The 16,260-nt window shown below is 31.7% G+C and carries 14 protein-coding genes and 4 pseudogenes; 14 read left to right on the forward strand and 4 right to left on the reverse strand.

The features are described 5' to 3' along the window. Nucleotides 1-73 precede the first annotated feature (73 nt). From AC1EJ5_RS08460 to AC1EJ5_RS08510, 11 genes and pseudogenes are all read left to right on the forward strand, one after another. Nucleotides 74-415 (forward strand): plasmid mobilization protein, encoded by a 342-nt coding sequence (locus AC1EJ5_RS08460; RefSeq protein ID WP_479815683.1) that lies wholly within the window; start codon nt 74-76, stop codon nt 413-415. Nucleotides 416-539: 124 nt separating this feature from the next. Further along, nucleotides 540-812 carry a helix-turn-helix domain-containing protein gene (locus tag AC1EJ5_RS08465; RefSeq protein WP_348938828.1) on the forward strand — a complete coding sequence of 91 codons (273 nt, stop codon included), beginning with the start codon at nt 540-542 and terminating at the stop codon, nt 810-812. Continuing rightward, nucleotides 809-3,760, forward strand: coding sequence for an N-6 DNA methylase (locus AC1EJ5_RS08470; protein WP_479815684.1), 2,952 nt, complete (start codon nt 809-811; stop codon nt 3,758-3,760). Before AC1EJ5_RS08465 ends, AC1EJ5_RS08470 begins: the two co-directional genes overlap by 4 nt. 2 nt (nt 3,761-3,762) lie before the next feature. Further along, nucleotides 3,763-4,551, forward strand: coding sequence for a hypothetical protein (locus AC1EJ5_RS08475; protein WP_479815685.1), 789 nt, complete (start codon nt 3,763-3,765; stop codon nt 4,549-4,551). A 756-nt stretch (nt 4,552-5,307) separates the two neighbouring features. Beyond that, nucleotides 5,308-5,481 (forward strand): annotated as a pseudogene (mobC, locus tag AC1EJ5_RS08480) (plasmid mobilization relaxosome protein MobC); the annotation flags it as partial. Between the two features lie 28 nt (nt 5,482-5,509). After that, a pseudogene (locus tag AC1EJ5_RS08485) lies at nt 5,510-5,620 on the forward strand (relaxase); the annotation flags it as partial. A 78-nt stretch (nt 5,621-5,698) separates the two neighbouring features. Beyond that, nucleotides 5,699-5,827, forward strand: coding sequence for an LDCC motif putative metal-binding protein (locus AC1EJ5_RS08490; protein ID WP_008901864.1), 129 nt, complete (start codon nt 5,699-5,701; stop codon nt 5,825-5,827). A gap of 92 nt (nt 5,828-5,919) precedes the next feature. Then, a complete protein-coding gene (locus AC1EJ5_RS08495; RefSeq protein WP_165803532.1) occupies nt 5,920-6,063 on the forward strand; it encodes a hypothetical protein in 144 nt (47 codons plus the stop codon). Nucleotides 6,064-6,401: 338 nt separating this feature from the next. Continuing rightward, nucleotides 6,402-6,497 (forward strand): annotated as a pseudogene (locus tag AC1EJ5_RS08500) (relaxase); the annotation flags it as partial. A 115-nt stretch (nt 6,498-6,612) separates the two neighbouring features. After that, nucleotides 6,613-7,062 (forward strand): CopY/TcrY family copper transport repressor, encoded by a 450-nt coding sequence (locus AC1EJ5_RS08505; RefSeq protein WP_479815686.1) that lies wholly within the window; start codon nt 6,613-6,615, stop codon nt 7,060-7,062. Between the two features lie 19 nt (nt 7,063-7,081). Next, complete coding sequence (locus AC1EJ5_RS08510) at nt 7,082-9,202, forward strand: heavy metal translocating P-type ATPase (protein ID WP_479815687.1); 2,121 nt, start codon at nt 7,082-7,084, stop codon at nt 9,200-9,202. A 287-nt stretch (nt 9,203-9,489) separates the two neighbouring features. Here AC1EJ5_RS08510 and AC1EJ5_RS08515 read toward each other — a convergent pair. From AC1EJ5_RS08515 to AC1EJ5_RS08530, 4 genes and pseudogenes are all read right to left on the reverse strand, one after another. Beyond that, nucleotides 9,490-9,729 (reverse strand): annotated as a pseudogene (locus tag AC1EJ5_RS08515) (DNA-binding protein); the annotation flags it as partial. A gap of 800 nt (nt 9,730-10,529) precedes the next feature. Then, nucleotides 10,530-11,132: a PH domain-containing protein gene (locus AC1EJ5_RS08520; RefSeq protein WP_209773206.1), complete on the reverse strand. Its 603-nt coding sequence runs from the start codon at nt 11,130-11,132 to the stop codon at nt 10,530-10,532. A gap of 340 nt (nt 11,133-11,472) precedes the next feature. Continuing rightward, nucleotides 11,473-11,679, reverse strand: coding sequence for a hypothetical protein (locus AC1EJ5_RS08525; protein WP_479815688.1), 207 nt, complete (start codon nt 11,677-11,679; stop codon nt 11,473-11,475). A 180-nt stretch (nt 11,680-11,859) separates the two neighbouring features. Beyond that, complete coding sequence (locus tag AC1EJ5_RS08530; RefSeq protein WP_479815689.1) at nt 11,860-13,785, reverse strand: sensor histidine kinase; 1,926 nt, start codon at nt 13,783-13,785, stop codon at nt 11,860-11,862. Between the two features lie 285 nt (nt 13,786-14,070). Between AC1EJ5_RS08530 and kdpF the strand changes: the two genes are divergently transcribed. From kdpF to AC1EJ5_RS08545, 3 genes are read left to right on the forward strand one after another with little or no spacing between them, the layout of a single operon-like run. Then, nucleotides 14,071-14,148: a K(+)-transporting ATPase subunit F gene (gene kdpF / locus AC1EJ5_RS08535; protein WP_099321785.1), complete on the forward strand. Its 78-nt coding sequence runs from the start codon at nt 14,071-14,073 to the stop codon at nt 14,146-14,148. A gap of 21 nt (nt 14,149-14,169) precedes the next feature. Continuing rightward, nucleotides 14,170-14,487, forward strand: a complete 318-nt coding sequence (locus AC1EJ5_RS08540) for a hypothetical protein (protein ID WP_223417951.1) — start codon at nt 14,170-14,172, stop codon at nt 14,485-14,487. A 25-nt stretch (nt 14,488-14,512) separates the two neighbouring features. After that, nucleotides 14,513-16,255, forward strand: coding sequence for a potassium-transporting ATPase subunit KdpA (locus tag AC1EJ5_RS08545; RefSeq protein WP_479815690.1), 1,743 nt, complete (start codon nt 14,513-14,515; stop codon nt 16,253-16,255). Nucleotides 16,256-16,260: the final 5 nt, after the last annotated feature.

Here is a 16,260-nt window from a genome sequence, read left to right on the forward strand (position 1 = left end):
ATATAATTTTACGATTTTTACCTTGTTAGGGAGAACCCTAAGACCCCAAAAGATATGAGCAAAGGAGAAAAATATGGATAATAGAACAAGAAAGAACCAACTTAAAATATATTTAACAGACGAAGAAAAAGAAATATTTGAAAAGAAAATGAAACTTGCAAATTGCAAAACAATGTCCAATTTTCTTAGGAAATGCGTATTAGAAAAAGAAATTTATATTGTAGACCTAGAACCATTTAGAGATCTCCAATGGCTACTTTCAAATGCAACAAATAATATAAATCAGATTGCAAAAGCAACTAATACAACTGGTGTTATTTATAAGAATGAAATTGAATCAATGAACAAAGAAATAGAAAATTTAGCAAAAGAAATATGGGATATACATTCGTTATTGCTGGAGAACATCAAGTAATTAAAGATTTAAATTTATATTAAATAAATTTCAGTAGGAATAAAACTTCTAAATCAAAACTGATATATCGAAAATATTAGACTTATTTGGTATAATAGTTATACCAATAAGAGTGGAGGCAGCTATGATATCAAATTTTTTTGTTAATGATAAATTTAAAGTCCTTGAATGTATGGAACAGAGACAAATTCAAGTTAATGATGAATCAATAGTTAAATTATCTCAGCAAGAGATAGCAGATATATTAGGTTTTACGAAAACAAAAGTAAATAATATAGTGAGAGAACTAAAGGAAAATGGGTATTTGAATCAGCTTAGCTCAAGAGGGAAGTATATATTAACTGATATTGCAAATGAAGAGATTAATAAAATGAAGAATGAGGAGGCGATAAAATGAACACAAATACAATGCCATTAGAGGCAGAAACAAGAGTGCTTATTGATAGAAACCTCGAAAATCTTGGTTGGAAATTTGAAGGAAAAGATAAGAATGTATTTTTTGAACAACCTAGAACAGAATCAGAGAGAAAAAAGCTAGATGGAAAGCATCCGGATTATGTTTTATATTCTAAGGATAGTGATAAGCCGATAATCGTTATTGAGGCTAAGAAAAAAGGAACACGTATTGATACTGCATTAGAACAAGGTATTGGTTATGCGAGAGCGTTAGACGCACCATTAGTATTTGCAACAGATGGAGTATTTTGTAAAGCATTCCATACTGTTGCAAATCGTGCACCAATATTAAATGGTGAAGAAGTTGATGAATTTATTCGTGAAGCTCTTGCGATACGTTATTTATCTACATACGAGGTTAATACTGTAAGTCCTAAGGTTCAGTATGACAGAAAGGAACTTATTAGAATTTTTGATGAAGCAAATAATATGCTTAGAGGTGAAGGCTTACGTGCTGGTATTGAACGCTTTGGGGAGTTTGCAAATATACTTTTCTTAAAACTTATCAGTGAAAGTGAGCAAATTAAAAGAGAAGGTGGTATAAAAACAAATTTTGATAATGCATGTAGTTGGGATAGTATAAAAAACATTCCGATTTCAACACGTATAGAATATATAAATAAGACGGTATATGAAAAATTAAATAACCTTTATGAAACAGATATATTTACGCCTCTTCAAATACGAGATACGAGCATTCTAAAAGAAATTATGGATAAATTGGATCCATTAACGCTTACCGATGTTGATAGTGATGTTAAAGGGGATGCATTTGAATATTTTCTTAAAGCTTCAACATCTACCAAAAATGATTTGGGTGAATATTTTACTCCAAGGCATATTGTAAAAACAATGGTACGTTTGGTTAATCCTCAAATAGGTGAAACTATTTATGATCCGTTTTGTGGTACAGGAGGATTTTTGATTGAGAGTTTTAGGCATATCTATAATAATATGGCAAGAACAGATGCCAATTTGAAGATGTTGAGAGAGAAGACAGTATACGGGAATGAAATTACTAATACTGCTCGAATAACTAAAATGAATATGATTCTTGCAGGAGATGGTCATAGTAATATTAAAATGAAGGATAGTCTAGCAAATCCAATTGATGGTAAATCGACATATATAGACGAAAAAGGAGAAGAGCATCATAAAGGATATGATATTGTATTGGCAAATATGCCATACTCTCAAAAAACTAAATATGGTAATCTTTATGATTTGCCAAGTAATAATGGAGATAGCATTTGTGTTCAACACTGTATTAAGGCTGTTGATAGTGCTTCTGAAAATGGAAGAATTGCACTTGTTGTTCCAGAAGGATTTTTATTTCGCAAAGATTTAACTAAAACAAGAGAATATTTGTTAGAAAATTGTCAGCTGCAAAGTGTTATATCACTTCCGCAAGGAGTGTTTTTGCCATATACTGGAGTTAAGACAGATATTATTTATGCAACAAAGGTGAATAGAAAGATTTCATCTTCTGAAAAACGAAAAGATTTTTGGTACTTTGACGTAAAAAGTGATGGATATTCATTAGATAATCATAGGAGAAAACTTGATACCCCAAGTGATTTAAGTAAGTATGAGGAATATCGAAAATTAGATGATGATCAAGTAGAAGATATGCTAAAGGTGGGATTTGAAGTTATTCCACTTGATAAGGTATATAAAAACTCAAATATTCTTGTTGGCAGTAGATATAGAACTCATACAGTTAAAAAAAGCAAATCTCATGAAATGGTAAAATTAGGAAATATTGCCACTTTTATTAGGGGTATTTCATTCCCTAAAAAAGCTCAGAAAGATCAAGCTGATGATTTGTTAAATGTAATTACAACTAGAGCAGCACAGGCAGATGGAATAGATTTTAAAAAAGTAGTTTATATTGAAAAATCCTATGCAAAACCAGATAAAATGGTTTTCAAAGGAGATATTTTAATTTCTTTAGCAAATAGCTTAGAGTTAGTCGGAAGGGTAACATATGTCGATGAGAATTATAAAGATGCTACATTTGGTGCATTTATGGGAGTGATAAGGGTAAACTATCAAAAAGTCCATCCAATGTATTTATTCCATATTTTAAATTCTATCGAGGCAAAAAAATATTTTAGAGCTGTGGCTAAAACGACTACAAATATTTCTAATATTACTTTTGAAGATTTGGGAAACTTAGTGTTACCCCTACCTAGACTGGATTATCAGCTAAAAATCATCGATGAGCTTAATCGATATCAGGAAATGATTGTTGGAGCTAAGAAGATTGTGAACAATTATTTGCCGAAGTTACCATCATATGAAACTGTTGTTTCAACTTCGTTGAATGATTCAGAGCTATTTGAAATTATGTCAGGAGGGACACCTAGCACAAAAAATCCAGACTATTGGGGTGGAGATATCTCTTGGATAACACTAGCTGATTTGCCACAAGAAGAGTATGTGACTACCATTGATAAATCTGTACGAACAATTACAAAAAAAGGTTTGGATAATTCAAGTGCTAAAATGCTCCCAGTTGGAGCGATTGTTGTATCTACAAGAGCGACAATAGGTCGAGTTGGTATAGTTAAGCATCCTTTGGCAACCAATCAAGGATTTAAAAATGTTATAATAAAGAAACCGGATGTTGTTATACCAGAGTTTTTAGCATTATTATTAAAAGAAAAAACAGAAGAAATTGAATTTCTAGCAAGTGGAGCTACATTTAAAGAGATTTCAAAATTTAATTTTGGAAAAATCAAAGTAGAGTTGCCATCATTGAATGAACAGAAAAGAATTTTATTGAAAATTAATGAAGAAGAATCTTTTGTTAAACCGGCAAAAAAAGTAATAGAAATTTTTGAACACAAAATAGATACTGTAATTAATAAAGTATGGGGAGAATAAATATGATAGAAGAACTGAATTACGTAGACGTTTCGTACTTACAGGATATAATAGCTTATCTCCCAATTGAACCTGATGATGAAGAGGATATCATTAATTACATTAATAATATAACAAATGTTGTTGCAGTAAATTACAAATATGAGCAATATCAGTTTGCTTATTTTGGGATGCATCTATTGTTTATGACCTATGTTTATTGTACAGCTTGGAAAATTGCTCAAATTGAAGTTGATAGGTACAAGGATGCTATTGTTTTTGCACGTCCTTATAATGGAAGAGAAAATGATTTTAAAATTGAGGATGCAGATTCTATTTTTGTATATAGCCTAATGCCGGAGAAAGATATTTCTAAGTTGTTTAAAATCATTGAGCTTGACAATTCACAAATTTCTATAATTTCTGATCTTGTAGATACAAGAAATGACATGGCACATGCTTCAGGTAAGTTTTACATTCTTAATGAGGAAAGCTTTGAAATCAAGGTAAATAGTATATTTACCTCAATTAAAAATATTCACAAACATATGTATCGTCCTATTAGAAATTGGTATGGAAAAGTGCTATTGAGTTTTTGTAAAGGGGAATTTGAAGGATATGATGACCCTAAAGATATAATAGTTGAGCAAATGATTCAGTCATTTAACTTATCAATAAATGAGCTGCTTATTTGTAATGAAATGAGTGTAAGCAACTTAATATCAGCACATACAGGATTTAAAGATAAATTAAAGAGTTTCAAAAAAGAAGTTGAAAAATATTGTAATGAATCAGGATATATACAAGATTGATATTTTTCCGGTACTGGGACTGGGATGGGACTAAAAATTTGAAAACGTCCTATAATTATATGGATTTGGTAATACTCTAAAAAATAGAATCTAGTATTTTGAATTGTTTGGTATATATCGGACGTTTGGAAAAGAAGAATGGGAATAAATTTGTGGTAAAAATGGCGAACTAGACTCGTTTCAAAAAGCTCTCGTTGCGGCGTACTAAGGTACGCCTCACTGCGGGCTTTTTTGTACTTCGTCTATTTCATCCATTTTTCCTCACAAATTATCTTGAATTTAGGGTGACCGATGCATATGCATCGGTCATTTTCGAGACGAAGCAAAGCTGAGTCCGGAAAACTAAGCGAGAGACCAAAGGTCTCGAGAGGATATAACAGTCAAAGATAAAGATAAAAGTAAGGCGTCAAACAGCATCGGTTATTTTCGAGACCACTCAGCCACTGCACCAGGCCTACCAGCTATTTCTAACGAAATAGGGTTAGGGCTTCGCGTGGTGGGTCTTCCCATAGCCAGACGGGCTAGCACAAAACTAAGCGAAGAAACTGAAAGTTTCTGAGAGGACATTAGCAAAATCTTGTAAAATCAATAGTTACAGAAGATGAAAAACTGTAACTGGGATTAAAATGGGAACATTTGTTAAGAAGAATAAATTGAATAATAGTTCCAAGTGGTATACATTTGGATAAAAAATTAGACCGTAGTTTCAAGCTACGGTCTTTTTGCGTACATATTATTAGGATTAATTTATTTTGACATCTCAAATGGTTACTTTCAAATGCAACAAATAATATAAATCAGATTGCAAAGGCTACTAATACAACTGGTGTTATATACAAAAATGAAATTGATTCAATGAATAAAGAAATAGAAAAATTATCAAAAGAAATATGGCAGATCCATTCCCTACTTCTTAATAAATCAAAATAAAGTTCTGGTGATTAGTATGGTAATTACAAAAAAGAATACCCTTATGCAAGAGTATTCTCTGAATAAAGAACAATTTTCTGACCTTGTTCAGTATAGGAAAAACTATAAAAATTATTATGGGAAGGAAGTGGAGAGATAAAAAATTGAAAAAATAATTTTTTTCTGGTATAAACATTATTGTAGAAAATTTACAAATAATTACCCGAGGAGGTAAAATATGAAAATCTTTGAATCAATAAAAAATAGATGGAAAAAATTCTTGAAAAATCTAGCAGAAGAAAATAAAAAATCTTTTGGAAATGAAAGATTAGATTGTTGTTCAATGAACAAAAGAGAATATAAATAAAGAAAAAAATAACCATGGCGGAGACTGTGTAAAATTTTGTGTATAGAAACCTCCTGATTAGGGTAAGTAAAAACTAATCAGGAGGAATTTTTATGCCCAAAAAAGACCAGAAACAAAAAGAAGCAAAAATGTTAATTGAAGAATATCAGCCTCAAAGCGCACAAGATATTCAAGAAGCTCTAAAAGATCTTCTAGGCGATACAATGGAAGAACTTTTAAAAGCAGAATTAGATTAGCATTTACACTATGAATATGGAGAAAAACCACTATCCTTAAATACAAGAAACGGTACTAGTAAAAAAACAGTTAGAACATCATATGGACATATAGAATACGAGGCTGGGATCAAATCTTATCCAAATTATCAATATTTGTCCAGTCATATAGGAATGGACAAATATTGATACATAAAAAATGTATCAACCCTTACCCTTATATCAGGATTTAGGTTGATACACAAAATTATTTACAGACCCGCAAAAACGGCTATGAGCATTAAACTCATAGCCTTTCTACTTGCCACCTAAAGACTCTCTAAATCAGTTTTCTAAAATCCCTAATTCAATGAGCCTTTATGCAAGAGTATTATTTAAATAAAGAACAAATTTCTGACCTTGTTCAATATAGGAAAAACTATGAAAATTATTATGGGATAGAAATGGAGAGATAAAAAGCTATAAGCGTTGCTTACATTTATTAAAAAGACTTGACATAATTCGTTTACAATAGTAAACTTATTTTGAGCATATTTGTTTACATCTGTAAACGACGAGGTGGAAAGGAGAATGAGCACAATAGAATTTAATACTTATATCACAGATGCAGAATGGGAAGTCATGCGTGTAGTTTGGGCAAATGATCGAGTAACCAGTAAAAAAGTCATTTCCGTATTGCAAGAAAAAATGGACTGGACACAATCCACTATCAAAACGATTTTAGGTCGATTAGTTGAAAAAGGCGTACTAAATACAGAGCAAGAAGGTAGAAAGTTTATTTACACTGCCAATATTGAGGAGAAAGAAGCGGTAAGGGATTATGCAGAAGATATTTTTAACCGTATTTGCAATAAGAAAGTCGGAAATGTAATAGGAAGCATCATTGAAGATCATGTCTTAAGCTTCGATGATATAGATCGATTAGAAAGAATATTAGAGATGAAAAAATCTTTCGCAGTAGAAGAAGTGGATTGCAATTGTCCAGAAGGACAATGCGAATGTCATTTACATCATCATTAAGCATAAGGAGGAATTTAAAATGAACAATAACAACAAACATTTATCCCACAGTCACCATAATCATGGTGACATGGATCATTCAAAACATGATCACGTAAGCACGGAAGAACATGGAGACCATAAGAATCAACATCACGACCATCATGCTGGTCATAACCACAGCGGGCATAATGGGCATGATCATAGCGGGCACGGTGGGCATGACCACCATCATCACGGTAACTTTAAGGAACTTTTCTTAAAATCATTGCCACTAGGAATCATTATTATGCTCTTATCCCCTATGGCTGGGTTTGACCTACCATTCCAGTTTACTTTTCCATATTCTGATATTGTAGTAGCTATTTTATCTACTATATTAATTATTTATGGTGGACGCCCATTCTATCAAGGTGCAGTTGACGAATTTAAACAAAAAGAACCTGGAATGATGGCTCTCGTTTCTTTAGGTTTAAGTGTTTCATATTTATATAGTATTTATACTGTAATAGCAAGCTACGTAACAGGTGAACAAATTATGGATTTTTTCTTTGAATTTGCTTCATTACTATTAATCATGTTATTAGGTCACTGGATTGAGATGAAAGCTATTGGAGAAGCAGGAGATGCACAAGAAGAACTGGCTAAGCTAGTACCAAAAGATGCTCATGTAGTATTAGATGACGATTCAGTAGAAACACGACCAGTTGCTGACTTAAAGGTAGGTGATTTAATTCGAGTTCAAGCTGGAGAAAATGTGCCAGCAGACGGAACTATCGAGCGTGGCGAATCACGTGTAAATGAAGCTCTTTTGACTGGAGAATCAAAAGCAGTTAAAAAAGGTCCTGGCGATGAAGTAATCGGAGGCTCAACAAATGGAGAAGGGGTTCTTTATATTAAAGTGAATGAGACAGGTGATCAATCCTTCATCTCTCAAGTTCAGAATTTAATCAGCCAAGCTCAAAGTCAGCCATCCAGAGCAGAAAATATTGCTCAAAAGGTTGCAGGGTGGCTCTTCTATATTGCGGTCATTGTCGCACTAATAGCTTTTGTAGTATGGACGCTTATAGCGGACATCCCAACGGCAGTAAAATTTGCTATCACAACATTAGTTATAGCTTGTCCTCACGCTTTGGGTCTAGCTATTCCATTGGTCACCGCTCGTAGCACAAGCTTAGGGGCAAGTCGTGGCTTACTAGTAAAAGACCGAGAATCTTTAGAAATAGCTCAAGATGCAGATGTGATGATTTTAGATAAGACAGGTACTTTAACAACAGGTGAGTTTAAAGTATTAGATGTAAAACTTCTTAATGAAAAATATACGAAAGAAGAAATCATTTCACTATTGGCAGGTATTGAAGGAGGGTCTAGTCACCCTATTGCTCAATCAATTATAAGCTTCGCCGACCAAGAAGGTATAAGTCCAGTATCCTTTGATTCTATTGATGTAATTTCCGGTGCTGGCGTAGAAGGTAAAGCCAATGGGCACCAATACCAATTAATCAGTCAAAAAGCATACGGACGTAATCTAGATATGGATATTCCAAAAGGAGCAACTCTCAGTGTCTTAGTAGAAAACGATGATGCCATTGGTGCTGTAGCTTTGGGGGATGAATTAAAAGAAACCAGTAAAGAGTTAATAGAAGCTCTTAAAAATAACAATATAGAGCCAATTATGGCAACAGGTGATAATGAAAAAGCGGCTCAAGGCGCGGCAGAAGATTTAGAGATTGAATATAGATCAAATCAATCTCCACAAGACAAATATGAGTTAGTAAAAACACTTAAAGATGAAGGAAAAAAAGTTATCATGGTAGGTGACGGTGTCAATGATGCCCCTTCTCTTGCCTTAGCAGACGTTGGTATAGCTATAGGTGCAGGAACTCAAGTGGCATTGGATTCAGCTGATGTTATCTTGACTCAATCTGATCCAGGAGATATTGAATCATTCATTGAATTAGCACACAAAACAACTCGTAAAATGAAACAAAATCTCTTTTGGGGAGCCGGCTATAACTTTATAGCTATCCCTCTAGCTGCAGGAATTTTGGCTCCTATTGGTATCACATTAAGCCCTGCATTAGGAGCAATCCTAATGTCTGTGTCAACAGTCATCGTCGCCATTAATGCTATTTTATTAAGATTAGATCCGAAAAAATGACAATTAACAGATCGAATAATTGAAACTCCTTAAAGTATCAAGATACAATAGTTTTATAGGAGAAAAAGAGATGTAAGTACTGGCTCTTTGTAAAATCGTGTTGGTAGAAGTAGACGATTTTTCTACCAACACGATTTTTAATTTATTATAGAACTGATTTCTTTTAAAATCCTAAAAGCACCTATTTCAACACTTTTATAACTTGTTATTATATTTTCTTGACAATAACACCACCGTCTCCACATGTGTCGTATCCTGAAATAGCTTTAAAATATTTTTCTGTATCACTACTTAAATTTGTCCTCTGCCTTAAAGCTATTTATTTGCCCTAATATGGACTTTTTATCCTTGCCTTGACTCCTTACTTGTTCTTTTGCTTTTAATATCTTAGAAGACAGAATACGAACATTTTTATGTTCTTTCCCGTTATTATCAATATTTGTTTTTACTTTTCCAAATATTTTAACAAAATCTCCTTGCTTTAGGTTCTGTAGATATTTTGTCTTATATCCATAGGCTGGATAATTACCAAGTAATATATTTAGATTTAAACCCACAAAGCAAAAAGTAAAAATGAAGTAAATTCGAAGTGAGATTAATTTGAAAACTGGATAAACAAGATTAACAGATATTATATTAAAACAATCTTTCTCCGGTACTGGGACTGGGACGGGACTAAAAATCTGAAAACGTCCTATAATTAGGTGGATTTAGTTATATTAGAAAAAATAGAACCTAGTATTTTGAATGGTTTGGGATATATCGGACGTTTGGAAAAGAAGAATGGGAATAAATTTGTGGTAAAAATGGCGAACTAGACTCGTTTCAAAAAGCCCTCGTTGCGGCGTACTAAGGTACGCCTCACTGCGGGCTTTTTTGTACTTCGTCTATTTCATCCATTTTTCCTCACAAATTAACCTGAAAAATTAAAAACTTTGTAAAATCAACAGTTACAGAAGATCAAAAACTGTAACTGGGATTAAAATGGGAACATTTGTAAAAAAGAATAAATAGAATAATAGTTCCAAGTGGTTTACATTTGGACAAAAAATTAGACCGTAGCTTCATGCTGCGGTCTTTTAATGTCAAAATACAATTTAGAATTCAAACAAAAAATAGTAAAAGAATATTTAGAAGGTAACATAGGATATGCATCACCTGTCAACTCTTTCTTATAACTTATTATTTATTCTTATTTATTAAAAATTAAGGCAAAGAAGGCTCTATTAAAATAAAATATTACAGAAATTTCCCTCATTAATCAGAAGTCACCGATAAAAATTCTGACATGAAAATTTTCTCAGTGACATTTTTGTTGCATTTTAAGTTATCTTTTATATTTTGTGTTGTAGCCTTCATTCTCTTTTGGTCTATAGGCGTTTGGATAGGCTTGGTCTGTTGCAACATCGAGAGATACTTTTTTAAGAAGTTTGTAGACATCGTAGGGATCTTTTATGGAAATAAATTTATCTGCGTCAGTCTTAAAGCTGTAAGATGAATTACCACCTTCGCCATTATAAACTAGGATAATTGTGCCAAGTCCCTTGATGTTTTCCATAAAATTTACATCTACTTTCAAATTTGTAAGCTCTCTGTGCTCATAATTATTTACATCTCTTCCAAAAATGCCTTGGCTGATGTAAACTCTCTTATCTGTAATTGCATATTCAATTGTTCCATAATTTAAAACCCTATAGATGGGCATTAAAATTGCAAACCAAACAGGAAAAAGATGAATTATAAAGAAAATTATAAAAAATCCATTCATAAAGCTAAATTCTCTAAAAAAAATAGATATAAAAAAGAAGTCAAAAATCCCCCAAATTAATGCAATTAAATAAATGCTTGGCTTGCCTACAATATAAAGAAAAGCATTGGGCTTTCCTCGCCACAATATATTTTCATTGTCGTCAATAATTTTTTCAATCATAATTTCCTCCATTGCTTTCTCTATATTAAGATAAAGTATTCTTGTCTAGTATTTTATCACAAATATACTTGTGATAAAATATTTGAATGGCTGAATCTCCACTCATATCTATAGATTTTTCTTTACATTCTTTTGAATTAAAATTTTAAAAATCTATAAAAATTTAGTAACATAATTTTTGCTAATACCAAGCAACTATACATTAATCTTTGTAATTATTAGTTTCAAGAAATTCTTCAAGTTTAGATAGAGCTTTTTCTGCATATACATAACCACCATAATCTTTATCAGGATTACAAATGTACAATTCTTCAGTATACGGCTCTTCGCCATTTTCAACTCACATCTTATTAATACTATACCTCGTATCATTAAGTTCTGATCCAATTATTTCTCTATAGAAATCCTTTTCCGAGCTTTCTTTAAGGAAAACTTTTCTTTCTTTTAAATCTGCGACGATTACACCCAGAAATTCAGTTTTCCCTTCCGGGTAATACTCATAAACAACTTCCTCATTTGAAAATGAAATCTTCTTTAAAATAACCATTGCATACCTCTTTTTATATTATAATCAAAACTACCAGCTGAGCTGGTAGTTTTGATTTGCCCATTTATATATTGATAATGAAATGATCTTAATACTTTATTATTTGTTCATTAGTTCGGACATAAAAATACCCCCATAATATAGCAAAGTATTCAATAGAAAAATTATGAAGTTATAATATTAATTTTTATTAAGGTTTATATAGCAAGACTTATTTTCCAATGAATCAATTGCCAGAGCGATCTCGTTTAGCATGGCTATAAGCAGAGATTTATCATTTACTGACAATTGACTACCGATACTTTTATCTGACATATCTATGCCGACAACGCCATAGACTGCACTATTTTTTCTAATGGCAAAATATAAGCCATTAGCATTAGTTAGAGTATTTGTGCCTGCACCAGCACTATCATTATTTAAAAATACCCATTTTGCTACAGTTTTCTCGGAGTCTTGCAAATATATTTCTTTCATATTTGCGACGTTTTTTGGGTTATAAATTATTGGCGACAAAAGTGAGCTTTTGAAAACAGGATAAAATATTATTACCTTGTTTAGGAGCTTATGTAGTTGATAGCAGGTTTCATACATTACTTCATCATAGTTTTTGCTTAGCTGCAATCTCTGGCTTGTTTGAAGCAGAACCTCTAAGCTGTGTGACTGCTGAGTTGTTAGTATATTTTCCTTTTTTAGTCTATTTTGCATTAGGCTAATGAAAAAAGAAACTATGATCATTATTATAAATATCATCAGATACTCTTTTGAGTAAATCCTCAAAGAATAATAGGGTGGTATAAATATAAAATCTATAATAAATATATTTAGCAAGAGAGCAAGCATATTGTATATAGGGTGTTTTGTTGTGTATCCAACTATGCAGGATGATAGAGTATAAAGCAAAACTATGTTAGTTGTATTAAAATCAAAAATAAATAAGGCATAAGATAGTACAGTTGTAGCTAACAGTATGAGCAAAGTTACTATCAGATCTTCTCTATCAAAATGCACAAATTCATCTAGCCTTATATTTTTTTTCTTATACTCACTGTTAGCATCAGGGATTATGAATATATCAAGATTTGGAGCATCCTTAGTAATCTCATCAATTATAGTTGTTTTATTCAAAAATGATATTTTCTGTGAGGATCTTCCCAAGACAAGCTTTGATACTCCACTAAGTTTTGCATATTGGCTAATTTGAAATGATATATCATCACCATAAGAAGAAACGATATTAGCTTTTAGATGTTTAGCCAAGTCTATATTTTTTTGTAAGTTATTTTTTTCTGTATTAGAAAAATTTTTGCTTTCAGATGTTTCTACATATAGGGCACTAAACTCTGCATGGAAAGAGTTAGCCATCCTATAAGCAGTTCTGATTACTTTTTGGTTAGTAGGTGATGGGCCAAGACACACTAGTATATGTTCTTTTAAAAATGGTTTATTTTTTTCGTCAGTATATAAATTTATTTTATCAGCATATCTTCTTAAAGCTATTTCCCTAAGCGAGATAAGATTATCTATAGTAAAAAAATTATCTAGGGCTTTTTTAGACTGGGAATAATTATATATTTTTCCTTCTTTTAATCTTTCAATTAATTGTTCTACTTCAATATCTATTATTTTTATATGGTCAGCATTATCAAAAACATAATCAGGTATACGTTCATTTACTTTTATATTAGTAATTGATTCTACTATATCATGAAGGCTCTCTAGGTGTTGGACATTTAATGTTGTGTATACATCAATGCCTGCTCTAAGCAATTCCTCTACATCTTGGTATCTTTTTTTATGTCTACTGCCTGGTGCATTGGTATGGGCAAGCTCATCTACTAATATGATGTCAGGTTTTCTATCTAGGGCCTTATCTATATCCAGTTCATTAAAAATATGATCTTTATAGTTTATTTTTTTATAGTCTATTATATCTAGACCATTCATTAATGCTAGAGTATCTTTTCTATCATGAAGTTCTACATAACCAACAACCACATCTATGCCTTCTAGGTACTTTTCGTGGGCAACTTCTAGCATATTGTATGTCTTGCCGACACCTGCACAGTATCCGAAGAAGATTGTCAATTCACCTTTTTTTTCCATAAAATTATCCTTATTTATTTATTTCTGATTTTATTTTACTATATATATTAAAAAAAAGGCAAAATCAGTGAATTTTAATACAATTTTAATGTCTATGGTGTATATTTTAAAACTATTTTAAGGTAAAAGTTGGTATATTACACATATAGTTAGAGAATAGGAGGAATGATTAATGTTAGACCTTATTATGATAGCTATAATTATCATTTCATTTTTAATATTAAAATTATTTGTCCATTGGATAGATAAAAAAATTACAAGTAATTAATTATTGTGGAGGTTTATATGTTACTATTATTAATTGTTATTTTAGGGGTTTTATGCTATTTGTTTTATGCACTGATTAACCCTGAGAAATTTTAAATATAGTTTTGGGAGATAAGTATGAAGGAAATTATGAATTTAACTAAATGTGATTTTAATAATTGTTTGAATGATTTTTGTTCCTTAATAAAATTAAAAATTGATTTGGGAAACCTTGACGAATGTTTAGAATTGGTAAAAGATAAAATGAAAGAATATCCACATAGTCCAGTTCCTCACAATTTGTTAGGTATTTTGATGGAAATAAGAGGAAACCATGAATTGGCTATGAAACACTTCAGGGCTGCTTGGGCATTAGACCCTTGCTATGAACCTGCTAGTAAAAATTTGGGAAATTTAGCAATATATGGCACAAATAAAAAATATATATTTTCGTAAGAAAATTGTGTAAGTAGGAGAGATTATGTTACAAATATTATTAACATTACTAATATTCTTAGTCATTATATTTCCATGTGGAAATTACTTATATAAAATGACTAACAATAAAAAAACATTCGCTGATCCTTTATTTGATAAAGTGGATTCAGGAATTTTTAAAATTTTAAAGATTGAAAAAAGTGATATGGACTGGAAAGAATATGCATTGTCATTGATTCTTTTAAATGCGTGTTTGGTTCTACTTTCATATCTAGTTCTTAGAATTCAATCTATAGGGATATTTAATCCAAATAAAATAGGCTCTATGGAGGAAACTTTAGCTTTTAATACAATTATTTCTTTTATGACTAATACTAACTTGCAACACTATGCTGGTGAATCAGGCTTGTCATATTTTTCTCAAATGTTTGTGGTTATTATGATGATGTTCACTTCAGCAGCTAGTGGATATGCAGCTTGCGTAGCAATGATAAGAGGAATACTTGGAGAGAAGATGGGAAACTTCTTTGTAGATTTTATAAAAATCATAACAAGATTTTTATTACCAGCATCTATTATTGTTGGATTATTATTGGTGTCTCAAGGAGTTATCCAAAACTTTAATTCTAATATCTTAATTAAAACTATTGAGGGCAAAAACCAAGAACTTGGTGCTGGTCCTGTAGCTGCTTTGGAGGCAATTAAACATTTGGGTACTAATGGTGGAGGATTTTTTGGAGCCAACTCATCAACTCCTTTTGAAAACCCTAATATTATTTCAAATATTATAGAATTAATTTCTATGATGTTATTGCCAGGATCATGTGTTTTCATTTTTGGAAAGATGGCACATGATAAGTTTATTAAAAAATCAGCAAGTGAAAATGAACAAATACCAGAGCACACAGATAAAGCTATGGCTAAGAAAGTTTGGCTGGGCAAAGAAGGCCAGTCAATATTTATTGCCATGTCCATATTATTTGTAATAGGCTTGGGTATTTGCTATCATAATGAGCTTAATGGTGTAAACGGGGCAAGTCTTTCTGGAATATCTCACAATATGGGAAATATGGAAGGAAAAGAGATGCGTTTTGGTATTGCCCAATCTTCATTATTTACAACAGTTACAACGTCATTTACTACTGGAACTGTTAACAATATGCATGATACACTTACACCTTTGGGTGGCCTAGTTCCTTTGCTTCACATGATGTTAAATGTTGTATTTGGTGGAGCAGGTGTAGGACTTATGAATATGTTAATCTATGCTATCTTAGCAGTATTTATATGCGGTCTTATGATTGGTAAGACACCGGAATATCTAGGTAAAAAAATTGAAGGTAATGAGATGAAACTTGCAGCTTTATCAATTATCATTCACCCACTTTTGATTCTAGGTTTTTCTGCACTAGCAGTTAGTATAAATCCTGGACTTGAGGGTATTACTAATCCAGGATTCCACGGACTAAGTCAAATACTATACGAATATTCTTCATCAGCAGCGAATAATGGCTCTGGTTTTGAAGGTTTGGCTGACAATACAATCTTTTGGAATATAACTTGTGGATTAGTAATGTTTTTTGGAAGATATTTAGCTATTATTATCCAGTTAGCAATAGCAGGAAATCTTTCTAAAAAAATAGATATCAATGAAACTGCTGGAACATTAAAAACTAATAACTTAACTTTTTCAATTATTTTAGTAATAATTGTTTATATATTTGCAGCACTAACATTTTTGCCAGTACTAGCTTTAGGACCAATAGCAGAATGGTTGGTACTATAGGAGGA

The organism is Anaerococcus sp. C0059F3 (genome assembly GCF_056590475.1).